This is a genomic window from Pseudonocardia sp. D17, from assembly GCF_036984265.1.
GTDB lineage: Bacteria > Actinomycetota > Actinomycetes > Mycobacteriales > Pseudonocardiaceae > Pseudonocardia > Pseudonocardia benzenivorans.
The window spans coordinates 24006-48812 of sequence record NZ_BPRG01000107.1 but is presented as its reverse complement, the minus strand read 5'-3'; the positions used below and the strand labels follow the sequence as shown (position 1 = coordinate 48812).

21 protein-coding genes are annotated in these 24807 nt (G+C 74.6%); 7 read left to right on the top strand and 14 right to left on the bottom strand.

The annotated features are described in order from the left end of the window. The first annotated feature begins 7 nt into the window (after positions 1-7). Positions 8-1360, top strand: coding sequence for a dipeptidase (locus tag PSD17_RS17685; protein ID WP_013673043.1), 1353 nt, complete (start codon positions 8-10; stop codon positions 1358-1360). Between the two features lie 112 nt (positions 1361-1472). Then, on the top strand, positions 1473-4706 hold the full coding sequence (locus PSD17_RS17680) for a BTAD domain-containing putative transcriptional regulator (RefSeq protein WP_339123595.1): 3234 nt from the start codon (positions 1473-1475) through the stop codon (positions 4704-4706). Here the strand turns inward: PSD17_RS17680 and PSD17_RS17675 are convergent. The 3 genes from PSD17_RS17675 to PSD17_RS17665 all read right to left on the bottom strand — a co-directional run bounded on the left by PSD17_RS17675 (position 4688) and on the right by PSD17_RS17665 (position 7187). Further along, positions 4688-5563 carry an ABC transporter permease gene (locus PSD17_RS17675; protein ID WP_339123593.1) on the bottom strand — a complete coding sequence of 292 codons (876 nt, stop codon included), beginning with the start codon at positions 5561-5563 and terminating at the stop codon, positions 4688-4690. The two genes, PSD17_RS17680 and PSD17_RS17675, sit on opposite strands and share 19 nt — an antisense overlap. Then, complete coding sequence (locus PSD17_RS17670) at positions 5560-6540, bottom strand: ATP-binding cassette domain-containing protein (RefSeq protein WP_103383589.1); 981 nt, start codon at positions 6538-6540, stop codon at positions 5560-5562. The genes PSD17_RS17675 and PSD17_RS17670 overlap by 4 nt, the downstream gene beginning before the upstream one ends. 89 nt (positions 6541-6629) lie before the next feature. Beyond that, positions 6630-7187, bottom strand: coding sequence for a TetR/AcrR family transcriptional regulator (locus tag PSD17_RS17665; RefSeq protein WP_013673039.1), 558 nt, complete (start codon positions 7185-7187; stop codon positions 6630-6632). Positions 7188-7261: 74 nt separating this feature from the next. Here PSD17_RS17665 and PSD17_RS17660 point away from each other — a divergent pair, with 74 nt between their 5' ends. Continuing rightward, positions 7262-7696, top strand: coding sequence for a nuclear transport factor 2 family protein (locus PSD17_RS17660; protein WP_013673038.1), 435 nt, complete (start codon positions 7262-7264; stop codon positions 7694-7696). A gap of 174 nt (positions 7697-7870) precedes the next feature. Here the strand turns inward: PSD17_RS17660 and PSD17_RS17655 are convergent, their stop codons facing one another. The 10 genes from PSD17_RS17655 to PSD17_RS17610 form a co-directional block, all read right to left on the bottom strand. Beyond that, positions 7871-8236 (bottom strand): MmcQ/YjbR family DNA-binding protein, encoded by a 366-nt coding sequence (locus tag PSD17_RS17655; protein WP_013673037.1) that lies wholly within the window; start codon positions 8234-8236, stop codon positions 7871-7873. Between the two features lie 95 nt (positions 8237-8331). After that, the gene (locus PSD17_RS17650) at positions 8332-10122 is read right to left on the bottom strand and encodes an ABC-F family ATP-binding cassette domain-containing protein (protein ID WP_339123591.1); all 1791 of its coding nucleotides are present in this window, start codon (positions 10120-10122) and stop codon (positions 8332-8334) included. Next, on the bottom strand, positions 10122-11093 hold the full coding sequence (locus PSD17_RS17645) for a 4-(cytidine 5'-diphospho)-2-C-methyl-D-erythritol kinase (protein ID WP_013673035.1): 972 nt from the start codon (positions 11091-11093) through the stop codon (positions 10122-10124). Before PSD17_RS17645 ends, PSD17_RS17650 begins: the two co-directional genes overlap by 1 nt. Positions 11094-11164: 71 nt before the next feature. Then, entirely contained in the window at positions 11165-12670 is a 1506-nt protein-coding gene (locus PSD17_RS17640; RefSeq protein ID WP_041759266.1) for a DHA2 family efflux MFS transporter permease subunit, read from the bottom strand. Next, positions 12667-13227, bottom strand: coding sequence for a PadR family transcriptional regulator (locus PSD17_RS17635; protein WP_013673033.1), 561 nt, complete (start codon positions 13225-13227; stop codon positions 12667-12669). Before PSD17_RS17635 ends, PSD17_RS17640 begins: the two co-directional genes overlap by 4 nt. A gap of 354 nt (positions 13228-13581) precedes the next feature. Further along, a complete protein-coding gene (gene rsmA / locus PSD17_RS17630; RefSeq protein ID WP_339123588.1) occupies positions 13582-14436 on the bottom strand; it encodes a 16S rRNA (adenine(1518)-N(6)/adenine(1519)-N(6))-dimethyltransferase RsmA in 855 nt (284 codons plus the stop codon). A 34-nt stretch (positions 14437-14470) separates the two neighbouring features. After that, the gene (locus tag PSD17_RS17625) at positions 14471-16624 is read right to left on the bottom strand and encodes a ubiquitin-like domain-containing protein (protein ID WP_339123586.1); all 2154 of its coding nucleotides are present in this window, start codon (positions 16622-16624) and stop codon (positions 14471-14473) included. A gap of 196 nt (positions 16625-16820) precedes the next feature. Further along, a complete protein-coding gene (locus PSD17_RS17620; protein ID WP_165965673.1) occupies positions 16821-17705 on the bottom strand; it encodes a TatD family hydrolase in 885 nt (294 codons plus the stop codon). 43 nt (positions 17706-17748) lie between these two features. Beyond that, complete coding sequence (metG, locus tag PSD17_RS17615) at positions 17749-19542, bottom strand: methionine--tRNA ligase (protein ID WP_013673029.1); 1794 nt, start codon at positions 19540-19542, stop codon at positions 17749-17751. A 94-nt stretch (positions 19543-19636) separates the two neighbouring features. Continuing rightward, a complete protein-coding gene (locus PSD17_RS17610) occupies positions 19637-20356 on the bottom strand; it encodes a response regulator transcription factor (protein WP_013673028.1) in 720 nt (239 codons plus the stop codon). 119 nt (positions 20357-20475) lie between these two features. On the opposite strand from PSD17_RS17610, the gene PSD17_RS17605 reads away from it, so the two are divergent. Genes PSD17_RS17605 through PSD17_RS17590 form a run of 4 tightly spaced genes read left to right on the top strand, consistent with a single transcriptional unit; the run spans position 20476 to position 23921 of the window. Continuing rightward, positions 20476-21465, top strand: a complete 990-nt coding sequence (locus PSD17_RS17605) for a methyltransferase (protein ID WP_339123582.1) — start codon at positions 20476-20478, stop codon at positions 21463-21465. A 12-nt stretch (positions 21466-21477) separates the two neighbouring features. Beyond that, positions 21478-22083 carry a chorismate mutase gene (locus PSD17_RS17600; protein ID WP_339123580.1) on the top strand — a complete coding sequence of 202 codons (606 nt, stop codon included), beginning with the start codon at positions 21478-21480 and terminating at the stop codon, positions 22081-22083. A 51-nt stretch (positions 22084-22134) separates the two neighbouring features. Continuing rightward, entirely contained in the window at positions 22135-22617 is a 483-nt protein-coding gene (locus PSD17_RS17595; protein ID WP_013673025.1) for a cation:proton antiporter regulatory subunit, read from the top strand. Then, complete coding sequence (locus tag PSD17_RS17590) at positions 22617-23921, top strand: cation:proton antiporter (RefSeq protein ID WP_339123577.1); 1305 nt, start codon at positions 22617-22619, stop codon at positions 23919-23921. The genes PSD17_RS17595 and PSD17_RS17590 overlap by 1 nt, the downstream gene beginning before the upstream one ends. Positions 23922-23939: 18 nt before the next feature. Here PSD17_RS17590 and rsmI read toward each other — a convergent pair whose 3' ends face one another. Then, the gene (rsmI, locus tag PSD17_RS17585; RefSeq protein WP_103383331.1) at positions 23940-24788 is read right to left on the bottom strand and encodes a 16S rRNA (cytidine(1402)-2'-O)-methyltransferase; all 849 of its coding nucleotides are present in this window, start codon (positions 24786-24788) and stop codon (positions 23940-23942) included. Between the last annotated feature and the right edge of the window lie 19 nt (positions 24789-24807).

The following is a 24807-nucleotide window of genomic DNA, read 5'->3' as shown; positions in this document are numbered from 1 at the left end:
CGGCTCCGTGGCCGATCAGCACGCGAACGACCCGCTCGCCGCCGCCGTCGAGGCCGAGCTCCCCGGCGCCCGCACCGACCTGGAACGGCTCGTGCGGATCCCCAGCATCTGGGCCGATCCCACGCACGCCGACGACACCCGGCGCAGCGCGGACGCCGTCGCCTCGCTGGCGCGCGAGGCCGGTGCGGCGGACGTCCAGATCCTGCAGGCGCAGGGTGGGGCGCCCGCCGTCGTCGCCCGCTTCCCCGGTCCGGCCGGGACGCCGACCGTCCTGCTCTACGCCCACCACGACGTGCAGCCCACCGGCGGCGACGAGCACTGGACCAGCCCACCCTTCGAGCCGACCGAGCGCGCCGGGCGCCTCTACGGTCGCGGCGCCGCCGACGACAAGGCCGGCGTCATGACGCACCTGGCGACACTGCGCGCCTTCGGCGGGAAGCCGCCCGTGGGGGTGACGCTGTTCGTCGAGGGCGAGGAGGAGTCCGGCTCCCCGACGCTCACCGCGCTGCTGTCCGAGCACCGCGACCTGCTGGCCGCCGACGTCATCGTCATCGCCGACTCGGCCAACCCCGCGACCGACGTCCCCGCCCTCACGACGACCTTGCGCGGCCTGGTCGACGTGGTCGTCGAGGTGTCGATGCTGGAACGGCCGGTGCACTCCGGGGTGTACGGCGGCCCGGTCGGCGACGCGCTGACCGCGCTGTGCCGGGCGCTCGCGTCGCTGCACGACGACAAGGGCCACGTCGCCGTGCCCGGGCTGATGGGCACCGAGTCCGACGTGCCCGACATGGACGAGGAGACCTTCCGGTCCGACGTCGGCCTGCTCGACGGCGTCGAGCTGCTGGGCTCGGGGTCGATCCCGGACCGGGCGTGGCTCAAGCCGGCCGTCGCCGTGCTGGGGATCGACGCGCCGCGCGTCGCCGAGGCGTCGAACGTGCTGCTGCCGCGGGCGCGGGCGATGGTCAGCCTGCGGCTGGCCCCCGGCGACGACGCCGCGACCGCGCAGCAGGCCCTGGCCGAGCACCTGCGGGCGCACGTCCCGTGGGGCGCGCACGTCACCGTCGAGCCGGGCACCGGCGTGGCGGAGCCGTTCGCGTTGGACGCCACCGGTTCGGCCTACGACGCCGCCCGGTCCGCGTTCTCGCGCGCCTACGGCAACTCGGTCGTGGAGACCGGCATCGGCGGCTCGATCCCGTTCATCGCGGAGTTCGCCCGGACGTTCCCCGGCGCCGCGGTGCTGGTGACCGGCGTGGGCGACCCGGCGAGCCGCTGGCACGGCATCGACGAGAGCCTCGACCTCGCGATGTTCGGCCGCGGGGTGCTCGCGGAGGCGTACTTCCTGCAGACGCTGGCCGAGTGACCCTGTGCGCGGCGATGGTCGCTATGGCGACCATTGCCGCGCACGCCCCATATCGCCCGGCCACGAGGGGGATTCCCTGCGGCCGCCCGCCGCGGCACGGCAGACTGATCGCGTGCGGATCGGGGTGCTCGGGAGCGTCGCGGCGTGGCCGTCGGCGAACGGGTCCGGCACGCCCGCCGATGCCGACGCGGCTCCACCCGGGTTGCGGTTGCGCGGGCTGCTCGCCCGGCTCGCCCTCGACGCCGGCCGGCCCGTCACCACGGAGACGCTCGTCGACGACCTCTGGGGCGACGAGCCGCCCGACGCCGTCGGCAACGCCCTGCAGTCGCTCGTGTCGCGGCTGCGCCGGGCGCTCGGGTCCGCGCTGGTCACGACCGTCCCGGGCGGCTATCTGCTCGACGTGGCGCCCGCCGACGTCGACGCCGGGCGGTTCGGCACGCTGCTCGCCGCCGCCAGGACCGCGCCCGACCCGGCGCGCGCCGTCGTCGCGCTCGACGACGCGCTCGCCCTGTGGCGGGGGCCCGCACTGGCCGACGTCCGCAGGCTCCCGTTCGCCGACGTCGTCGCGGGCCGGCTCGAGGAGCAGCGGGCGACGGCCGTCGAGGCCCGCGCCGCGCTGGGCGTGCGCACGGGCGACCCGGCCGCCGGACTGGCGGCGGTCGGCGACCTGCTGGCCGCGCAACCGTTGCGGGAGAGCGCGGCCGTCGTACTGGCCCGCGGGCTGCACGCCACCGGCCGGCAGGCCGACGCGCTGGCCGTGCTCGACCGCACCCGCGAGCGCCTCGCCGACGAGCTCGGCGTCGATCCCGGCCCGGAGCTCGTCCGCGCCCGGCTCGACGTGCTGCGCGGCGCCCCCGCTGCGGCACCTGCGGTTGCCGCGGCGAGCCCGGAACCACAGCGCTCCCCGGAACTGCAGGAACTGCAGCGCTCCCCCGAACTGCGCCGCAACGGATCCGTGGCACTCACCAGCTTCGTCGGGCGCGCCGCCGACGTCGCCAGGGTCCGCAGCCTGCTCGGCACGGCCCGGCTCGTCACGCTGCTCGGCCCCGGCGGGTCGGGCAAGACCCGCCTGGCCCGCGAGATCGTCGGTTGGCCGGGCGGCGGGCGTCCGGGGAAGGGCGCAGACGAGACGCCCCTCGCCGAGCTGGCGCCGCTGACCGGGCCCGAGCAGCTCGTCGGGACGGTGCTGGCGGCCGTCGGCGAACCGGAGCTGGTGGTGCGCAACCCCGAGGAAGGCCCGCCCGACACCACCGCCAGGCTGTTGACCGCGCTGGGCGACCGCGACATGGTCCTCGTCCTGGACAACTGCGAGCACCTCGTCGACGACGTCGCCCTGCTCGCCCAGCGCATGCTGGAGGCGGCGCCCCGGCTGCGGATCCTGGCGACGAGCCGGGAGCCGCTGGCCGTTCCTGGCGAGGTGCTGCACCCCGTCGAGCCGCTCGACACCGCCGCGGCCCTGCGGCTGTTCGCCGACCGCGCCGCTGCCGTCGACCCCGGCTTCCGCCTCGACGCGGCCACCGAGCCCGTCGTCGCCGAGATCTGCACCCGGCTCGACGGCCAGCCGCTGCCGCTGGAGCTGGCCGCGGCGCGGCTGCGGACGTTGTCGCTCACCGAGATCGCCGCCCGGCTCGACGACCGCTTCCGGCTCCTCACCTCCGGCGCGCGCACCGCGCTGCCGCGCCACCAGACGCTGCGCGCCGTCGTCGACTGGAGCTGGGACCTGCTCGGCGAGCCGGAGCGGATCCTGTTGCGCCGCATGGGTGTCTTCGCGGGCGGCGCGACGGCGGCGACGATCGAGCGGGTGTGCACCGGCCGCGGTGGCCCGGACCCGGCCGACGCGTTCGACCTGCTGGCAGCGCTCGTCGACAAGTCCCTCGTGGTCGCCGTCCCGTCCGGCGGCGCGGAGCCGACGCGCTACCGGCTGCTGGAGACGATCCGCGACTACGCGAGCGAGCGGCTCGCCGAGGCGGGCGAGACCGACGACGTCGTCGCGGCACACGCGGCGTGGGTCACCGCGCTGGCCGAGGCCGCCGAGCCGCACCTGCGCGGGGCCGACCAGCTGCGCTGGCTCGCCTCGCTGCGCGCCGAGAGCGGCAACATCGCCGCCGCCCTGCGCCGGGCCGTCGACCGGCGCGACGGTCCGACCGCGCACCGCATCGTCGCGGCCATGGGCTGGTCGTGGTTCATCCGCGGCCGCTACGAGGAGTCGATCGGCTGGGTCGAGGCCGTCGCCGAGCTGCCGTCGCCCGTCGACCTGCCGGCGATCGGTGCCCGCAACGTCGCGTACCGGGTGCTCACCTGCATCGCCCGCGGCGACGTCGAGGCCGCGACGGCGCTCATCGACGACGCCATCGCCGCCGCTGCTGCCGCGCCCGAACCGCGCCATCCCACACTGCAGCTCGTCGCGCCGATCGGCCGGGCGTTCACCGGCGACACGACGCTGCTCGACGAGGTCGCCCGGTCCTCGACGGACACGTGGGTGCGCGCGTTCGCCACCCAGGTCCTCGCGCAGCTCGCGGAGAACGACGGGCACATCGAGCGCCAGCGAGCCCTCGTCCGGGTCGCCCACGAGCTGTTCACCGCGACGGGCGACCGCTTCGGGCTGGGCATGACCCTCGGGACGCTCGGCGAGCTCGAGGAGCTCGCCGGTGACCACGACGCGGCGGCCGCCGCCTACGACGAGGCCGTCGCGCTGGCCACCGAGCTCGGCAACGACGACGACCTGCCCCAGTTCATGCTGCAGCAGGCCCGGCTCGCGGTCCGTCGGGGCGACCTGGACCGGGCCCGCGAGCTCTGCGAGTCCGCGGCCGACCTCGCGTCCGGGCCGTTCGGGATGCAGACGATCGTGCGGGGCACCCTCGCCGACGTCGAGCGCCGGGCGGGCAACCTCCCGGCGGCGCGGCGACATCTGGCCGCGGCCGAGCGGGACGTCGGGACCGGCCTCGCGCGCGAGCAGCGACTGGCGCTGACCGAGCTGGTGCGTCACCAGCTCGAGACGGCGAGCGGCGAGCTCGACGCGGCGACCGCGACCCTGTTGCGTGCGGTCGACGCCGCGGCCGACAGCCACGACGGACCGGTCGCGGCGATGGTCGCGGAGTGCGCTGCGGCGTTCGTCCTCGCCGGGGGCGACGCGGCGGGCGCCGGGTTCCTGCTCGGGGTCGCACTGACCCAGCGCGGCACGCTCGACCAGGGCAACCCCGACGTCGTCGCCGTGGTGGACGGGGTCCGCGACGCCCTCGGCCCCGCCGCGGCCGACGAGGCGCTGCGGCGGGGTCGGGACCTCCCCCGTCCCGAGGGCCTCACGGCCGTCCGGGACCACGTCCGGGCTCAGGCCCGCTTGCGGTAGAGCGTCACCGCGATCGGCGCGAACACCGCGACGATGACGGCGGCGGCGATCAGCGACGTCGTCGCCGGCCCGGCGACCGGCCCACCGGTGAGCAGCCCGCGGACCGCGTCGGCGACCTTGGAGACCGGGTTGACGTCGACGAACGCCTGCAGCCACCCCGGCATCGAGCTCGACGGGACGAACACGTTGCTGCCGAAGGTGAGCGGCAGCATGATCATCGCGCCGATGCCCTGCACCGAGCGCGGCTGGCGGACGAGCATCGCGAGCGCGGTGAACACCCAGCACAGCGCGAAGGCGAACACCATGACCAGACCCATCGCGGCGAGCACGGCCAGCGGACCGGTGTGCATCCGGAAGCCGAGGATCACACCGAGGACCAGCATGATCACGCCGGACGTCAGGTAGCGCACGAGGTCGGCCATGATCGCGCCGACGAGCGGTGCCGAGCGCGAGATCGGGAGGCTTCTGAACCGGTCGAAGATGCCGGTGTGCAGGTCCTCCGCCAGCCCGACGCCGGTGCCGGCGGACGCGAACACCACGGTCTGCACGAGCACACCCGGCAGCGCGAACTGCAGGTAGTCGGTGGTGTTGCCGGCGATCGCGCCGCCGAAGACGTAGACGAACAGCAGCAGGAAGATCACCGGCTGCAGCGTCACGTCGATGAGCGCCTCGGGGGAATGGATCGTCTTGATCACGCCCCGCCAGGCCAAGGTGAGGCCGTGCCGGATCGTGGAGGGCCCGCGCCTGCCGCGTTCGATGTCCGACGGGGGCAGCGGCGGACGGACGTCGGTGCGGTGTGCGACGGGGGTCGTGCCGGCTGCCGCCTCCGCGGAGACGAGTGCGTCGGCGGTGGTCATGCAGCCACCTCCTGGTCGGTAGGGCCGGCCTGCTTCTCGGCGTCCTCCGTCGAGCGGCCGGTGAGGGTCATGAAGACGTCGTCGAGGCTCGGCAGGCGCAGGCCGAGCTCGGCGATCGCGAGGCCGGCCTCGTCGAACCGCCCGCCCGCGACGTGCAGCAGGCCAGGTTCACGGGCGGCGACGGTGAGCTCCCCGGAGGCGTCGACGACCGGGGTCTCCCCGGCCAGTCCGGCGAGGATCGCCGACGCGGCCGGGATGTCGGTGCGGTGCAACGGGCGCACGTGCAGGCGCTGGCCGCCGACCTCTGCCTTGAGCGACGCCGGGGTGCCCGACGCGATGACCCGTCCGGTGTCGATGACGACGAGGTCGTCGGCGAGCTGGTCGGCCTCCTCCAGGTACTGCGTCGTGAGCAGGACGGTGACGCCGTCGGCGGCGAGTGCGCGGACCTGGTCGAGCACCTCGTTGCGGTGCCGTGGGTCCAGGCCCGTCGTGGGCTCGTCGAGGAACAGGACGTCGGGCCGCCCGATCAGGCTGGCCGCGAGGTCGAGCCGGCGGCGCATGCCACCGGAGTAGGTGCGGACGCGCCGGGTGGCGGCGTCGGTCAGGCCGAACCGTTCGATGAGCTCCGCGGCCCGGGTGCGGGCGGCACGGCGGGGCATGTCGAGCAGCCGGGCGATGAGGATCAGGTTGTCGGTGCCGGAGAGCGCCTCGTCGACGGCGGCGTACTGGCCGGTGAGCCCGATGCGGGCCCGGACGGCCGCGGGTGCGGCGACGACGTCGTGGCCGAGGACCGTGGCGCGGCCGGCGTCGGGACGCAGCAGGGTGGCCAGCACGCGGACGGTCGTGGTCTTGCCCGAGCCGTTGGGACCGAGCAGGCCCAGCACCGTGCCGCGCCGGGCGGTCAGGTCGACCCCGGCGAGGGCCTTCGTGGCGCCGAAGGACTTCTCGAGTCCCTCGACGTGGATGACGGTGTCCATGACGATGACTCTGACCCGCACCACTGACGCCGCGCTGATATGCGGCTGACACCACGTCGACCGATCCGCGACGTCACTATGACGTCATGTCAGCGCGGCGCCCGCAACCCGTCCACGACGACAGCGATCAGCCGGTCACGCGCGTCGTCCGCTGTCTCGACCAGTGCCGCCATCAAGCCTTTGAGCAGGGCGAAGAGGTCGTCGACGCGGATCCCGTCGCGGACCGCGCCCGCCTGTTGCGCTCGTGTCAGCAGGACCTCGAGCGCGGCCCGCAGGTCCGTGCGCAACGACGTCGCGACAGCCGGTGGCGCCACCAGCGCATCCGAGAGGTCACGCTTGACGCCGGCCTCGTCGGCGAGCAGCGCGAGGAAGCCGAAGAACGCCTCGCCCGGGTCGGCCGCGTGGGCCCCCGCTCGGGCCGCGGTGATCAGGTCCTGCATCCGCGCGGCGACGACGGCCTCGAAGAGGGCCTCCTTCGTCGGGAAGTGGCGGTAGACCGTACCGGGCCCGACCCCCGCCCGGCCGGCGATCTCGTCCAGCGGGACGCCCATGCCGTGCTCGGCGAACGCCTCCTGCGCGGCGCGCAGGACCTTCTCACGGTTGCGCCGGGCGTCGGCACGCAGGGGCCGGTCCGGGACCTCAGCCATCGTTGCCAACCGGGGCGTGCGTTCCGTATCGTTCAATCGGAGTCATCGTTCCGGATTCTATCCCTGGAGGCACCGTGTCCCGAAGCCCGCGTGAGGTCGTCGAGGAGGTTCGGCGGATGGTCGCCGGCGAGAACGTCGTGTTCGCCGACCTCTTCGCTCCCGACGGCGTGCTCACCTATCCGTTCGCCCCGCCAGGAATGCCCCGCGAGCTGCGCGGACGCGACGCCATCCGCGCCTACCACGGGGACCACGCCGACCGGCGCGACATGTTCGCGATGGACGGCGTCGACATGGTCGTGCGCACCACCGACGACCCCGAGGTCGTCGTCGTGGAGATCGAGCACCACGGGACCGCCCGGGCGACCGCCGCGCCCTACCGGTTCCGCGCGCTGGGCGTCGTCCGGGTCCGCGACGGCGAGATCGTGCAGTACGACGACTACATGGATCCCCTCGCCCTCGCGACCCTGCTCGGGCGGACGCCGGACCTGGTGGCGGCCCTGCAGTCGTGAGTGGCAGGGTCGGCCCGTCGCCGACGGCCACGGGCCGGCCCTCCCCCCAGACGGCCGGCCCGTCGTGCGGCCCGGCACTCGGGCCGCGGCCGCACACAGGACACGTTAGGGGTGGGGCGGCGGCGTCGAGTCGATCGATCGGTGGATCCACGCTCCACCGCCCGTCGTCCGGCGTCAGCCCGCCCCCGGCCCGTCGGGGTGGGCGAGGTCGTAGGCACGGGACAGCTTCTGCGGGACGACCATCCGCCACGCGTCGACGACCAGCTCCCGTGCCTCGGCCGCGTCCAGCACGGCGAGATCCGCCTCGACCCAGTTGAAGCGCATGTCCGACGCCGACGGCAGCCGGAAGCGGCGCGGGTCGCTCGCGACCAGCCCCGCCCGCTCCTCCCGGGGGGACGCGAACCCCATCCCGCTCCCGTCGAGGGAGAACGCCACGTAGACGAGCTGTCCCACGCGGAACTTCAACCTGCCGCGCACGTACACCTCGTACGAGCGCGCCAGGCCCGCCCCCAGCGGCCGGACGTCCTCGACCACGGCCATACCCGCCTCCTGCGTCGTCCCCGGCGTCGTCCCCGGCGTCGTCCCCGAGGAGAAGGACCCCGCCGGCGCCCCGAACTCATCGGCGCGACGGGTGCTCAGGACTCCGCGAGCTCCGCGGCGGCGAGCCAGTCGATCTCGACGGCCTCACGCTCGGCGGTCACGGCCTTGAGCTGGGCCCCCAGCTCCATGAGCTTCGCCGGGTCGGTGGCCGCGGCGGCGAGGGCGTCGTGGAGCTCGGACTCCCTGGCCGCCAACGACTCCATCTTCCGTTCCAGGCGCGCCGCGTCCTTGCGGGCGGCACGCTGCTCGGCGGCCGACACCGCGGGCGCCGCCTTCGCGGCGGGGCCGGACGTCGTGATCGTCGCGACCGCGTCGCCGGCCGCGGCCCGCCGCTGCAGGTACTCGTCGATGCCGCCCGGCAGGTGGGTGATGCGCCCGTCGCCGAACAGGGCCACGACCGTGTCGCAGACCCGCTCCACCAGGTACCGGTCGTGGCTGACGACGACGAGCGTGCCGGGCCAGCCGTCGAGCAGGTCCTCGAGGTTGGACAGGGTGTCGACGTCGAGGTCGTTGGTGGGCTCGTCGAGCAGCAGGACGTTGGGCTCCGCCATGAGCAGCCGGGTCAGCTGCAGGCGCCGCCGCTCGCCGCCCGAGAGCTGCCCGACCGGCGTCCACTGCCGCGCCGCCGGGAAGCCCAGCCGCTCCAGCACCGACGACGCCGACAGCTCCAGCTTGCCCAACCGGACGAACTTCGCGACGTCCTCGGTCGCCTCCAGCACCCGCATCTCGCGCGGCAGGTCGACGAGCTCCTGGGTCAGCTCGGCGAGCTGGACCGTCGTGCCCTGGACGCGGCGCCCGGCGTCGAGCGGCCGCTCGCCGGTGAGCGAGCGCAGCAGCGTCGTCTTCCCCGAACCGTTGACGCCGACGATGCCGATCCGGTCGCCGGGGCCGAGCCGCCAGGTGACGCCGTCGAGCAGCGTGCGGTCGCCGATCCGGACGGTCGCGTCCTCGAGCTCGAGGACGGTGCGGCCCAGCCGGTTCGTCGCGAACCCGAGCAGCTCGACGGTGTTGCGCGGCGCCGGGACGTCGGCGATGAGTGCCTCGGCGGCCTCGATCCGGAACCGGGGTTTCGACGTGCGCGCCGGGGCCCCGCGCCGCAGCCAGGCCAGCTCCTTGCGCGCCATGTTCTGCCGACGGGCCTCGGCCGCGTCGGCCTGCCGGGACCGCTCGGCCCGGGCGTAGACCCAGTCGGCGTAGCCGCCGAGGTAGCTCTCCACGCGTCCGCCCGCGACCTCCCACGTCCGGGTGCAGACCGCGTCGAGGAACCAGCGGTCGTGCGTGACGACGACGAGCCCGCAGTTGCGCCCCAGCAGGTGCCGGGCGAGCCAGCCGACGCCCTCGACGTCGAGGTGGTTGGTCGGCTCGTCGAGGACGACGAGGTCGGGCTCGCCGATCAGGGTCGCCGCGAGCCCGACGCGGCGCTTCTCGCCGCCGGAGAGCCCGTCGACGGTGCGGTCCAGGTCGGTGACACCGAGTCCGGTGAGGACGTCGCGCACCCGGGGGTCGGACGCCCACTCGTGCTCGGCGCCGTAGTCGGCGAGCACGACGTCACGGATCCGCGCGCCCGCCGGGAGCGGGTCCCCCTGCGCGAGGTGGGACAGCTTCAGGCCACCGAGCCGGCTGATCCGCCCGCCCTGCGGCTCGCGGCGGCCCGCGATGATGTCGAGCAGCGTCGTCTTGCCGCCGCCGTTGAGGCCGACGACTCCGATCCGCTCGCCGCGTTCCACGCCCAGCGACACGGCGTCGAGCAGGACGCGCGAGGCGTCGCCCGGGACGTGCGCGGTGACGGACTCGAGGTTGACCAGGTTCTGCCGAACCGGGGGCATCAGGCACGCACTTTCGGCCAGGAGCCGGTCGGGGGGCCCGACGGCGGCTCGTTCTCGTCGACGACCCGCGCGCCGGGCACCGGGCCGTGCGCGACGCGGACCGTGCGGCACACGCCCGCGCCCGCCAGCTCGGCGGCGACCTCGACGGCGGAGTCGGCACTGTCGCACAGGAACGCGCAGCTGGGGCCGGACCCGCTGACCAGCCCCGCGAGCGCGCCCGCCGAGACCCCCGCGCGCAGGGTCCGGCGCAGGTCGGGTGCCAGGCTGACGGCCGCCGCCTGCAGGTCGTTGCCCAGGGAGAGGGCGAGCTGTCGCGGGTCGCCGCCCGCGAGCGCCTCCAGCACCGGCTCGACGGCGCGCACCGGCGTCGGGTCCGACGACGCGGCCCGCAGCCGGTCGAGCTCACCGAAGACGGTCGGTGTCGACAGCCCCTGCCGGTGCAGCGCGATCACCCAGTGCTGCGGGTGTCGCGCGAGCACGGGCACGATCCGCTCCCCCCGCCCGGTGCCCAGCGCGGTGCCGCCGTGCAGCGCGAACGTCACGTCGCTGCCCAGGTCTGCGGCCAGGACGGCCAGCTCGTCGCGGGTGAGGTCGAGCTTCCAGAGCGCCGCGAGCGCGACGAGCGTGCCCGCCGCGTCGGCGCTGCCGCCCGCCATGCCGCCCGCGACCGGGATGCCCTTGCGCAGCACCACCCGGACGTCGGTGTCGTGCTCGACGTGGCGGCCCAGCAGCTCGACGGCCCGCCACGCGAGGTTGGTGCCGTCGGCCGGGACCTCGGCCGCCGAGTCCCCGAGGACCTCGATCCCCGGCGACTCCGAGGCGGTGACCGTGACCTCGTCGAACAGGCTCACCGCGTGGAAGACGGTGACCAGCTCGTGGAAACCGTCGTCACGCACGTCGCCGACGGCGAGATGCAGGTTGATCTTCCCCGGCACACGCACGGTGACCGGGGAGGGGACGGCGGCGAGCACCCGACAACACTACGTGGCCCGGCGCGCGCCCGTCCGTGGACCGGCCGCGCGCCGGGGCGTCCGTCCGCTCCTCAGGCCGCCGCCGGGGCCGGCTGTGCGGCGGCCGCGGCACGCCGGGCCGCGAGGTGGCGGGGCACGGCGAAGGCCGCGGTCGCGACGAACCCGACGAGCAGCACCGCTGCCGGCAGGTACATCGCCTGCCCCATCGCCGACGCGAACCCGGCGTGCAGGAACGGCGGGAGGGTGGCCACATCCGCGCCGCCGCCGCCCGCTGCACCCGCGGCAGGCAGGTTCGCCGCGATCCGGGAGGCCATCAGCGTCGCGATCGCCGCCGAGCCGAGAACGGCCCCGACCTGCCGCGTCGTGTTGTAGATGCCCGCGCCGCTCCCGGCGCTCGACATCGGCAGGTTGCGCGTCGCCGTCGTCGCGATCGGCGCCCAGACGAAGCCGTTGGCCACGCCGAGCAGCGCGATCGGCAGCAGCAGCTCCCACACCGCCAGGCCGGGCCGCAGGATCGCGCCGATCCAGAACAGGGCGGCCGAGAAGCAGAGCATCCCGAAGCCCGCGATCCAGCGCGGGTGCACGGTGTCGGTGATCCGCCCGACCCACGGCGCGAGGCCGCCGGAGAGCACGGCCATCGGCACGAACAGCAGCGCCGAACGCGTCGGCGACAGGCCCATGACGCCCTGCGCGTAGAACATCAGCGGGAACGCCATCGCGGTGATCGCGAACCCGACCGTGGTGATCGCGACGTTGGCCAGGCTGAAGTTCCGGTCGCGGAACAGGGCCAGGTTGACGAGCGGCTCGCCGCGGTTGCGCGCCTGCCACCACAGGAACACGCCCATGACGACGACACCCGCGCCGATCAGCGACCACACCGAGATCGGCCCGGCGATCGTGCCCCAGTCGTAGGTCTGGCCCTCCTGGATGCCGAAGACCAGCAGGAACATGCCGACCGCGCTGAGCGCGACGCCGAGCAGGTCGAACCTGTGGACGTGGGTCTCCAGCGCGGGCACCAGCCGCACCGCCAGCACGAACGCGACCACCCCTACCGGGACGTTGATGAAGAAGATCCACTCCCAGCCGAGCCCGTCGACGAGCACGCCGCCGAGAATCGGGCCGACCAGCGTCGCGACGCCTGCGACCGCTCCCCACAGGCTCATCGCGCGGCCCCGCGACTCGGCCGGGAACGTCCGGGTGATGACGGCCATGGTCTGCGGGGTCATCAGCGAGGCGCCGAGACCCTGCACCACCCGCGCCGCGACGAGCCCGCCGATCGAGTGCGTGAGCCCGCACCACAACGAGGCGAGGGTGAAGATCGTCAGCCCGACCAGGTACACCCGGCCGGGGCCGAACCGGTCGCCCAGCCGCCCGGTGATCAGCAGCGGGACCGCGTACGCGAGCAGGTACGCGCTGGTCACCCAGACGACCGCGTCGACGCCCGCGCCCAGGCTCTCCTGGATCGCCGGCGTCGCCACCGACACGATCGTCGAGTCCACCAGGATCATGAAGAACCCGACGACCATCGCCCAGAGGGCCGGCCACGGGCTCGCGGGGAGGTCCGTCCTCCCGGTCACAGCCTGTCCTCCGACGGCCATGTCAGCTCCTTCGTCTCGAGCCGCTCGACCAGCCGGGTCAACCAGCCGATCTCGGCCCGTGCCATCGCGATGAGGTAGTGGTTGTCCAGCAGGTGGGCCTCCTGCACGCGGGTCATCGCCTCCGCGAGCAGGGGTTCGCTCTCGTCGACGTCGGCCTGCAGCGCGTCGATCCGCGCGCGCAGCAGGGCGATCGCCTCGGCGCGGGGCAGGTTGTGCGCCTCCCCCAGCGCGAGCGGGAACCGCGGGTACTCCTTGACCGGGACGCCGAGGTTCTCGGTGATCCAGGCCCGGAGGGCGTCGCGGCCGGCCGGTGTCACCCGGTAGGTCGTGCGCTCGGGACGCCCGCCCTCCCGGTCGGTTCCGACGGCCTCGACCAGCGACGCGTCGGCCAGCCTGGCGACGGTGTGGTAGAGCGAGCCGGGCCGGACCTTCACGACCCGTCCCTCGTGCCGTTCCATCATCAGCCGGTACATCTCGTAGGGGTGCATCGGCTTCTCGCAGAGCAGGGCGAGCACGGACGTCCCCAGCGCCGTCATCGACACGGTCCCCCGACTCCCTTCCCGATCACCCCACGTGGACTATTCCGCGTGGAATATAAGCGCATCCGCCCTCCCTGTCACCCGACCGTGGCACGCGACACCGACAGTTCACGGTCCCCGGGCCGATCCCCCGGGCCGATCCGCTGCTCCTGCCTGACGACGAACGCCCTGCTGCGGAATCGACCGGCCCGGCGCGAGGCACGCGACATACCTCCGGTCGCAACCCCACAGTCGTCCGTGGGCGTCGGCAGCACTGAGGTTGCGCGCGGCCGGGGGCGCGCAACCCCACCACCGTCGCCCGGGACGCGCAGGCAGTCCGGCCGGCGCGAGACGACCGACCGCCCGGGCGGCTCAGGCGGGGCGGGCGGCGGCGATGCGGGCGAAGTCGGTGATGCCGAGGCGTTCGGCCCGGGTCAGGGGGTCGATCCCCGCCGTGGTGAGCGCCTGTTCCGCAGCGGGCGGCGAACCCGCCCACTCGGCCAGCGCGGAGCGCAGGGCCTTGCGACGCTGGGCGAACGCGGCGTCGACGACGGCGAAGACGTCGGCCCGCGGGACGTCGGACGGTGCGGGACGGCAGGTGAACGCGAGCAGGCCGGAGTCGACGTTGGGCACCGGCCAGAACACCGCCCGCGGCACCGGGCCCGCGCGGCGGGCGTCGGCGAACCACGCCAGCTTGGCGCTGGGCACCCCGTAGGTCTTCGAGCCCGGGGGCGCGGCGAGCCGGTCGGCCACCTCGGCCTGCACCATCACCAGCCCGCGCCGGATACCCGGCAGCTCGGCCAGCAGGTGCAGCAGGACCGGGACGCCGACGTTGTAGGGCAGGTTGGCGACGATCGCGGTCGGGACAGGGCCGGCGAGCTCGGCTGCGCGCACGCGCACGGCGTCGGCGGTCGTGACCGTCAACCGGTCGGCGAGGCCGGGCGCGAACTCCGCGACGGTGGCGGGCAGCTGCGCCGCGAGCACGGGGTCGATCTCGACGGCGTGCACGGCCGCGACCGCCGGCAGCAGCGCCAGCGTCAACGACCCGAGGCCGGGCCCCACCTCGACGACGACGTCGTCGGAGCCGAGCTCGGCGGCCTTCACGATGCGGCGCACCGTGTTCGGGTCGTGCACGAAGTTCTGCCCGAGCTTCTTCGTCGGGCGGATGCCGAGGCGCTCGGCAAGGCCGCGGACCTCGGCAGGACCGAGCAGCCGTGCGTCGTTCACCCTCGGATCATGCCCGGCCGCATCGGCCGGGCCGTCACCGCAGTCCCAGCTTGCGCGAGCAGGCGGGCCAGGCGCTGTACCCGCCGCGGGCGTCGCGGACCTTGGTCGCGACGGCGATCTGCTGCTCGCGGGTGGCCTGGTGGGGCAGCGGCGCGTACTGCGTCCCGCCGTAGGCGCGCCAGGTCTGGGCGTCGAACTGCAGGCCGCCGTAGTAGCCGTTGCCGGTGTTGATGGCCCAGTTGCCGCCGGCCTCGCACTTGGCCAGCGCGTCCCACGCCCCGCCGCCGGAGACGGCGGGGGCGGCCGGAGCAGTGTTGCCGGTGCCGACCTTGACGATCTTCGGCTTGGGCGGCACGGTCGAGCCGGCGCTGACCTGCTCGCGACGGATCTCCTTGCCGTTCTGGCTGTACACCCGCACGACCGACGACTGCTCGCCGGCCTTGCCGGGGTCGACGACCTGCTGCGTGCCGCGCGGCATCGACGGGTCCTCGATCGTCTGCACGGGCGGCGGGATCGACCGCGTGACGACGATGTCGCCCACGGTGTTGCGCACGACGCCGATGGTCATGCCGTCGGTCAGCGGGGCATCGATGCCGGGGGTGGCGGCGTCGTCGGCGCCGAGGGTGATGCCGCGCTCGGCGAGCAGCCCCCCGACGGTGCCGGCCATCGTCGTGACCTGGACGGGGGCGCCGGAGCCGTCGGTGATCGTCACGGTCCGCTCGACGTTGAGCACCAGCTGCATGCCGCTCAGCGGGATCTCCGTGCCCGGGGCGACGGACATCTGGATCGGCTTCGCATCCAGGCCCAGGCCCGCGAGCGCCTCGGAGACCATGTCCGAGGTCGTCCACACCTCGCGACGCTGGCCGCCCTCGATGAGGGTCAACGGGCGGCCGCGGTCGACGGTGATCGTGTCGCCGCTCGCGATCGGTGCGTCCGGGGCGGCGGAGACCTTGTCCTGCGGGCCGGTCTGCACGCCCGCCGCGGCCAGCGCGCCCTCGACGTCGCCCGCGAACGTGTGGACGACGCGTTCCTTGCCGTCGACGGTCACCGTGACGGTCTTGTCCATCGCGAGGGCGGTGCCGCTGCCGGCGGTGAGCGTGACGAGCGCGGCCAGTGCCGTGGCCCGGACGACGGTGCGCGAGCGGCCGCCGGTGTCCTCGGCGGTCTCGGCGGGAGCCGCCTCGGTGCGGGTGGGGGGCGCCGGACGCCCTGCGGTGCGCGGGCGGGCGGGCCGGGTGAGGCGCTCGACGTCGGCCGGGTCGGTGAGGCCGGCGGGGAGGTCGCGACGCGTCCGGGCCGGGACGTCGACCGCCGTGTCCGCCGCACCGACGTCGGCGGGAGCGGCCCCGAGAGGATCGACACCGAGAGGATCGACACCGAGAGGATCGACACCGACGGCGGTGTCCTGCTCCTCGTCCAGCTCGGCAGGATGCCCGGCGAGACCCTCGACGGTCGACGGGTCGACGGGACGCGTCCGTGGCGCCCCGGCGAACGGGTCGAGGGTGACCGTGCCGGGCTCCGCCCACGACGACGGGCCGGAGCGCGCGTCGACCCGGCGGAAGCGGTCCGTGCTGGGGTGGTCGGTGCTGGGGTGGTCGGTGCTGGGGTGGTCGTCGACGGGGCGCGAGGGCGCGGGGACCGCGAACCAGTCGGTCGCGTACGCGGGGTGCGCCGACGGGTCGATCGCCTCGTGCGTCGGCGGGTCGAGGTGCACCCGGCGCTCGACGGGCGGCGCCTCGTCGAGCCGCGCGACCGGGAACCAGCCGGTCACGGGTTCGTCCGGGTCGTACCCGCCGACGGGGCCGTCCGGCTCGTCCCGGGGGTCGACGGCCAGGTACGGCTGCTGCCGGTACGCACCGCCGGGGAGCGGAGGGTCGAGGGGGTCCGCCGCGCCGCGAGGGTCGTCGTCCCACGAGTGGTCCTCGTCCCAGGCGCCGAGGTCGTCGACCTCGTCGTCGAGGTAGCCCAGGTGCGGGGCCGCGCGCCGGGGCTCGGCGAACCAGCCACCGGTCGCAGGGGCCCCGGTGGCGCCGAGCCGCGCGAGCAGCGCGTCGGCGCGGGCGCGCGGATCGAAGTCCTCGTCGCGAGGGCCATCCGGACCGGGGAAGAAGCCTGCGGCACCGTCCTCGGGCGCGTACCCCAGGTGGGGGCGCCGCGGCAGGCGAGAGGAGACGTCGACCACTGCCATCCAGACCTCGACGGACCGGGCAGGGGCTGCTGCGGTCACGGTGGCCCGAGGGCGAGTCGGTCAGGGGAGCGCCCCGAGCCACCGTTGCCGCTTGTGCTGGGGAGCGTCACCCCATCCCGGCGATCACGGAACCGTAACGGGCACGGGTGATCGACTCGGCATCGCGACACGCTGTGAGCGCCGAACGGCCTTCTGGCTACGGCGAGCGACGGCCGTCCGCGCCCAGAGCGAGGTCGGGCACGACGGGCGGCAGTTCACCGAGTCGGAAGACCCGTTCGGCGTTGCGCCCGGCGGTGTCCGCGAGTCGCTCGTCGGAGACCCCGCGCACCGCCGCGAGGCCACGGACGGTCCAGGGCAGGCAGTAGGGCTCGTTGGACCTGCCGCGGTGCGGGTGCGGCGTGAGGAACGGCGCGTCGGTCTCGACCAGCAACCGGTCCTCGGGCACCAGCGCCGCGGCCGCGCGCAGGTCGTGGGAGTTCTTGAACGTCACCGGCCCGGCGAACGAGAGCACGTACCCCGCGTCGACGCATTCGCGCGCCATCGCGGCGTCGCCGGAGAAGCAGTGGAAGACCACCGTCTCCGGGGCGCCCTCCTCCCGCAGCACGCGCAGCACGTCGGCGTGCGCGTCGCGGTCGTGGATCATCAGCGGCTTGCCGAGGCGTTTGGCCAGGTCGACGTGCCGCCGGAACCAGGTCTCCTGCGCCGCGGGCGGCGAGTGGTCCCAGTAGAAGTCGAGCCCGGTCTCCCCCACCGCGACGACCCGCGGATCGGCGGCCAGCCGCTCGATCTCGGCGAAGTCGGCCTCGGAGACGGCGGCCGTGCGGGTGGGGTGCAGCGCGACCGCCGCCGCGACCCGGGAGTCCGAGTTCGCCGCGGCCACGGCCCACCGCGCGGCGTCGAGGTCGTCTGCGATCGTCACGACGCGCGTGACCCCCACCGCCTCGGCCCGGTCCAGCGCCGCGGCGACGTCGTCGGTCGTGACGCAGCCGCACGCGTCGAGATGGGTGTGGGCGTCGACCGTCGGCGCCGGCAACGGCTCCGGCGGCTCGGGCCGGGGCCTGCGCCCGTACGGGCCGCTCACGCGGCTCGTGAGTGGCACTGGTCGCCATGGCGACCAGTGCCGCTCACGGGCGCTCGATCGGGGCCCACGACGGCCCGGTCTCGCCCAGCTCGGGGTCGAGCTTGGCGAAGATCGGCGTCGGCTTGGCCAGCGGGCGGCCGGTCTCGATCGGCGTGGACTCCCAGCGTGCCGACTCCGTCGCGTAGTCGCCGGTGAGGACCTTGTAGCCCGGGCCGTCGCCGAGGTCGTCGACGTCGCGGATCTCGGGCTGCGCCGCCCAGACGCCGGTGCCGCCGAGCGCCTCGTGGACCTGCTGCGCGGCGTGCGGCAGGAACGGCGTCAGCAGCGTGTTGGCGTCCTGCACGACCTGCAGCGCGGTGTGCAGGATCGTGTCCCGGCGCTCGGGGTCGTCCTTGCGCTTCCACGGCTCCTGGTCGGACAGGTACCGGTTCGCCGCGGTGACGACGCGCATCGCCTCGCCCGCGGCCTGCTTGAACCGGTTGCGCGCCAGCAGTCCGCCGACGGTGTCGAACCCGGCCCTGGAGACGGCGAGCAGCTCGGCGTCGGCCGCCTCGGGCGCCAGCGGCTTCGGGATCGCGCCGACGTTCTTGTGCGCCATCGAGATCGACCGGTTGACGAGGTTGCCCCACTCGTTGGCCAGCTCGAAGTTGGTGCGCCGGACGAACTCGTCCCAGGTGAAGTCGGTGTCCTGGTTCTCCGGGCCGGCGACGGCGATGAAATAGCGCAGCGCGTCGGGGCCGAACTCGCGCAGGAAGTCGCCGACGTAGATGACGCGGCCGCGGCTCGTCGAGAACTTCGAGCCGCTCATCGTCAGGTACTCCGACGACACGATCTCGCTGGGCAGGTTCAGCGTCCCGAACACGCCGGGCTCGCCGCCGCGGTCGCCCGCACCGTTCTGGCCCAGCAGCAGCGCCGGCCAGATGACGGAGTGGAAGACGATGTTGTCCTTGCCCATGAAGTAGTAGCCCTCGGCCGAGGGGTCGGTCCACCACTGCTTCCAGGCGTCGGGGTCGGGGCTGCGCCGGGCCCACTCCACCGACGCCGACAGGTAGCCGATGACGGCGTCGAACCACACGTAGAGCCGCTTCATCGGCTGGTCGCGCCAGCCGTCGAGCGGAATGGGCACGCCCCAGTCGAGGTCGCGCGTGATGGCGCGCGGCTTGAGGTCCTCGACGAGGTTCGCCGAGAACTTGAGGACGTTGGGGCGCCAGTCGGTCCGCGTCGACAGCCACTGGCCGAGCGACTCGGCGAACGCCGGCAGATCGAGGAAGAAGTGCTCGGTCTCGACGAACTGCGGGACCTCGCCGTTGATCTTCGACCGCGGGTTGATCAGGTCGGCCGGGTCGAGCTGGTTGCCGCAGTTGTCGCACTGGTCGCCACGGGCGCCGTCGTAGCCGCAGATCGGGCAGGTGCCCTCGACGTAGCGGTCGGGCAGCGTCCGGCCCGTCGACGGGCTGATCGCGCCCATCGCCGTCTTCGAGACGACGTAGCCGTTCTTGTGCAGTGCCAGGAAGAGGTTCTGCACGACCTCGTAGTGGTTCGACGTCGTCGTCCGGGTGAAGAGGTCGTAGGACAGCCCGAGCCCCTGCAGGTCGCGGGTGATGACCTCGTTGTACTTGTCGGCGAGCTGGCGCGGGGTGAGCCCCTCGGCGTCGGCCTGCACCTGGATCGGGGTGCCGTGCTCGTCGGTTCCGGAGACCATGAGCACCTGGTCGCCGACCATCCGCCGGTAGCGGGAGAAGACGTCGGAGGGCACACCGAAACCGGAGACGTGGCCGATGTGCCGCGGGCCGTTGGCATAGGGCCACGCAACGGCGGTCAGCACGCGGGAGCTCATGTGGCCAGCGTATTCCCCGTCCCGACGGCGCTCGCGCCGCCGTCGGGTAAGCGGCGACCCGCGCCGGGACCGTCGGCGGGCGGGGTCGGCCCGGTCAGATCCAGCCCCGGCGGGTGGCCTCGATCCCGGCCTGGAACCGGGTCTGCACACCCAGCACCGCGAGCAGCTCGGCGACGCGGCGGCTGTAGGTCCGCGGCGAGAGCCCGATCCGGCGGCAGGCGACGTCGTCGGGTTCCCCCGAGGCCAGGGCCGGTACCAGCGTCGCCAGCCGCCCAGGCAGCTCGGGTCCGGGGTCGGCCTCCTCGCCGGTCCCCCACAGCTGGCGGTGCACCGCGACCAGCGCGGCCACCAACACCGGGTCACGGACCAGGTGGAACCCGTCGGCGAGCACGGAATGGTCGGTGGCCAGGCACGCCACCTGCCGGTCGATGATCGAGATCTTGAACGGGATCGTCTCGACGACCCGCGCCTGCCCGCCCGCGCGGTGCACGATCGCGCCGAGGTCCCGATCGGCGGCCAGCCCGGCCCGCGTGGTCACCTGACGGATCGCCACCCCGCGTTCGGCCGCGGCGGTCAGGGTCTGGGGACCCAGCTCACGGATCCGGTCGGGCACGTCGGCCCGGATGAGGTTCGTCGTGTCGTCGCAGCTCAGGATCTCCCGCGCGGCGTTCGCGCGCAGCGACCGCAGCACCGACCACGTCCGGGTCCGTGCGCCCGTCACCATCCGCGTCGGCGGCACGGTGCCCGCACGTGCCCGGAACGCGGACTCGTCCAGCGCCGCTCGCACCCGATCGCGGATTCCGGCATCGTCCACGGTCCAGGCCCCCTCCCGCCGTAGCGGGATGGTAAGCACCCGAACGGTCGCCCGCCGTCCGTGGCGAGTACTCGCCGCGGGGTCGCGCGGCCCGCCCGGCATCCCGCAGCGTCGGAGCCGTGCACGAGGCGACGACCGAACTGGCCGGACTCGCCGACCTCGTCACGCCGCTGGCGTTGCGGGCGGCGGTGACGCTCGGGCTGCCCGCGGCGATCGGCAGCCGGTCGGTCGCCCTGGGGGCGCTCGCGGACGAGCTGGCGGTCGATCCGCCGGCACTGCGCCGGCTCGTCGGGTTCCTGGCCGCACGGGGGGTGGTGGCCGTGGACCCGGCGGGCACGGTGCGGCTCACGGCGATCGGGGCGCCGCTGGCCGCAGCCGGCTCGGACTGGTCCACCAGGCTCGACTGGACCGGGGCAGGCGGGTACCTCGACCGCCGGTTCGCCGACGGCATGCTCGCCGTGCTGCGCACCGGACGCCGTCCCGGTGACCCGTGGGCCGAGATCGCCGCCGACCCCGCGCTGGCGACGTCGTTCGACCTGCTCATGACCACGCGCGCGGCCGAGTGGGTGCCCGCCGTCGCCGGCCTCGACGTGTGGGCGGGCGCGCGCCGCGTCGTCGACGTCGGCGGGGGCCGCGGCCACCTCCTCGCGGCCCTGCTCACGCGATGGCCGGACCTGCGCGGCGTCCTCGTCGAACGGCCGAGGCCCGCCGCGGCCGCGGCCGACACCCTCGGGCCGGAGCTCGCCCGCCGGGTCGACGTCGTCGTCGGTGACTTCCGCGAGGCGCTCCCGCCCGGCGGCGACCGGTACGTGCTGGCCCACGTGCTGCACGACTGGGACGACGACACGGCCGCCACCGTTCTGCGGCGCGCCGCCGACGCGGCCACCGCGCCGGGTGCGAGGGTGCTCGTCGTCGAACGGCTGCTCGACGGCCCACCCGGACACCGTCGCGAGGTCACCCACCAGGACCTGCGGATGCTCGTGCTGTTCGGCGGCCACGAGCGCACCCACGCCGAGTTCACCGCGCTCGCCGCGACCGCCGGCCTGCGGGTGTGCGCGGCGCTGCCGACGTCGTCCAGCCGCCACGTCCTGGTCCTGCAGTCCTGCTGAGGAGGCTCCGCCATGCCCGCCCACGCTCCCCGTCGACGCCTGCTCGCCGGGCCGCTCCTGGTGTGCGCGCTCGCCGTGCTGGCCGCGCTCGCGCCGACCGCCGGCCCGGCCGTCCGGACGGTCGGCGACTCCACGGCCGACAGCGGTGTCGACCCGCTCCTGGACCTGATCGTGACGCGCATCGAGACCGGGGACGTCGTCGCCCGCGCCAAGTGGGCGTCCCGCGGTCCGGTCGAGGACCCCGCGCGGGAACAGGTCGTCCTCGACGCCGCCCGGGCCGGTGCCACCGGGCGCGGTCTCGACCCCGACGTCGTCGCCGCCGTGTTCGCGGACCAGATCGCCGCCAGCAAGGTCGTGCAGTACGGGCTGTTCTCGGACTGGACCGCCGAGCCGGCGGCCGCCCCCGCCCCCGGCACCGACCTCGCGACCGTCCGGCTCGTCCTCGACCGGATCACCACCGGGCTGCTCGACCAGCTCGCCGCGACCGCCGACCGTCGCGACGGCGCCGCGTGCGGCCGGACCGTGCAGGACGCCGCCCGGCACGCCGCCGTCCGGGCCGGGTTCGACGAGCTGCACCGCGCCGCTCTGGCCCGCGCCGTCCGCTCCCTCTGCACCTGACCCGGGGCGGGTGCCTGTCGCCGGCACGCGGACCCGACATACGGTGTTCGCGTGAACGTCGAGGTGACCCCTTTGCCCGGAATAGGTGTCCGGAAGGACTTCGCCATCCGCGCCGGCCGGCGCATCGGCGTCGTCACCCACCGGGACGGCAAGATCGAGCTCATCGTCTCCAAGTCCGACGATCCCGATGCCGCCCTCGCCTCCCTCCCGCTGACGATGGAGGAGGCCAGCGCACTGGCCAACCTCCTCGGCGCGCCGCAGCTCGTCGCGCAGCTCACCGAGGAGCACCGCGACCTCCCCGGCATCCACACCCGCCAGCTCCCGATCGGTGCCGGCTGCCCGTTCGACGGCCGGACCCTCGGCGACACCGCGTTGCGCACCCGGACCGGCGTCTCCGTCGTCGCGGTGATGCGGGCCGGGCAGGTGCACGCCTCGCCCACCCCGGACTTCACGCTGACCGCGGGAGACCTGCTCGTCACGGTCGGGACGGCCGAGGGGCTGGACAACGCCGTCAAGATCCTCAAGCGGGGCTGATGAACCACACCGCGCTCGAACTCCTCGAACTCGGTGCGATCTTCTTCGGGCTCGGCCTGCTCGGCCGGCTCGCCCACCGCATCGGCCTCTCCCCGATCCCGCTCTACCTGCTCGGCGGTCTCGCGTTCGGCCAGGGGGGGCTCGTCCCGCTGGGCGACATCGGCGAGTTCACCTCGCTGGCCGGTGAGGTCGGCGTCGTCCTGCTGCTCCTGCTGCTCGGCCTGGAGTACTCGGCGTCGGAGCTGATCACCGGGATGCGCCGGTCCTGGACCGCGGGCGTGCTCGACATCGTGCTCAACGCCGCACCCGGCGTGGCCGTCGCGCTGCTGCTCGGCTGGGGCCCCGTCGGCGCGATCGTCATGGGTGGCGTCACCTACATCAGCTCGTCGGGCATCGTCGCCAAGGTCCTGGCCGAGCTCGGCCGCATCGGTAACCGCGAGACGCCGGTCGTGCTGTCGATCCTGGTGTTCGAGGACCTCGTCATGGCCCTCTACCTGCCGATCCTCACCGCGATCCTCGCCGGGGTCAGCTTCCTCGGCGGGCTCACGGCCGTCGGCATCTCGCTGCTGGTGATCACCGTCGTGCTGGTCGTCGCACTGCGCTACGGACGGTTCGTCTCGGCGATCGTCGACAGTCCCGACCGCGAGGTCTTCCTGCTCAAGGTGCTCGGGGCGGCCCTGCTGGTCGCCGGGTTCGCGTCGGCGATGCAGGTCTCCGCGGCGGTCGGGGCGTTCCTGCTCGGCATCGCGATCTCCGGATCGACCGCCGAGAACGCCACGAAGCTCCTCGAACCGCTGCGCGACCTGTTCGCGGCGGTGTTCTTCGTCGTCTTCGGGCTCAACACCGATCCCAGGTCCATCCCGCCGGTGCTCGGGTTCGCGGTGGCGCTCGCCGTCGTGACGACGTTGACGAAGATCGGTACCGGATGGTGGGCCGCGCAGCGGCAGGGGATCGGGAAGCTGGGCCGGGCGCGTGCCGGTGCCGCGCTCGTCGCGCGCGGGGAGTTCTCGATCGTCATCGCCGGGCTCGCCGTGGGGTACGCCGCGGTACCCGCCGACCTGGCCGCGCTCACCACGAGCTACGTCCTGATCATGGCCGTGATGGGCCCGATCGTGACGCGCTACGTGGAGCCCGTGGCCCGCAGGCTCACCCGCATCGGCGGGAGCCGCGGCGTGGACACGACCGTGCCGCCGCCGGGCGCCGCGGAAGCGGCCGTACCGCCACCGGACGCCACCGCTCCCGCGCCGGACGCCGCCGCGGAACCGACTGCTCCGCCGCCGAGCTCGGCGGGGGAGCGCTCGTGACCCGACGCCGGCCCGCGGCTACGTGCGGGCGGCGAGTGCCGCGTTGTAGAGGTCGCGTTTGGACGTGTTCGTCGCCGCCGCGACGGCGGCGACGGCGTCCTTCAGACGCTCCCCGTCGTCCACCCGTGCCTGTACCTCGGGCACGAGCGACTCGACCGACGGCGCCTCGGCGGCGTCGGCCCCCGCGAGCACGACGGTGATCTCCCCGCGCACCTCGCCCGCCGCCCACTCCGCGAGCTCGGCCAACGAGCCCCGGACGACCTCCTCGTAGCGCTTCGTCAGCTCCCGGCACACCGCGGCGGCCCGGTCCGGGCCGAGGACGTCGACGGCCTCGCGCAGGGTGTCGGCGAGCCGGTTCGGTGAGTCGAAGAAGACAACGGCCCGGCGCTCGGCCGCGAGCGTCGCCAGCCAGCGACGGCGCTCACCGGAGCGGCGCGGGGCGAAGCCGTCGAAGCAGAACCGCTCGCAGGGCAGCCCCGACAGCACGAGCGCGGTGGTCACCGCCGACGGCCCGGGCAGGCAGGTGACCGGCAGGTCCTCGGCGGCCGCGGCGGCGACGAGGCGGTAGCCCGGATCGGAGACGGCGGGCATGCCCGCGTCGGTGACGACGAGGACGGTGCGGCCCGCGCGCACGTCGTCGAGCAGCCGCGGCAGCCGGGCGGCCTCCACGGCGTCGTAGTGGCTGACGACCTTTCCCGACACCGTGACGTCGAGCGCGGCCGCCAGCGCGCGCAGCCGGCGGGTGTCCTCGGCGGCGATCACGTCGGCGTCGGCGAGCGCGTCGCGCAGGCGCACCGAGGCGTCCCGGGCGTCGCCCAGCGGGGTCGCGGCGAGGACCAGACGGCCCGCCGGGGAATCGGCGCTCATGCCGAGAGCCTACGATCGG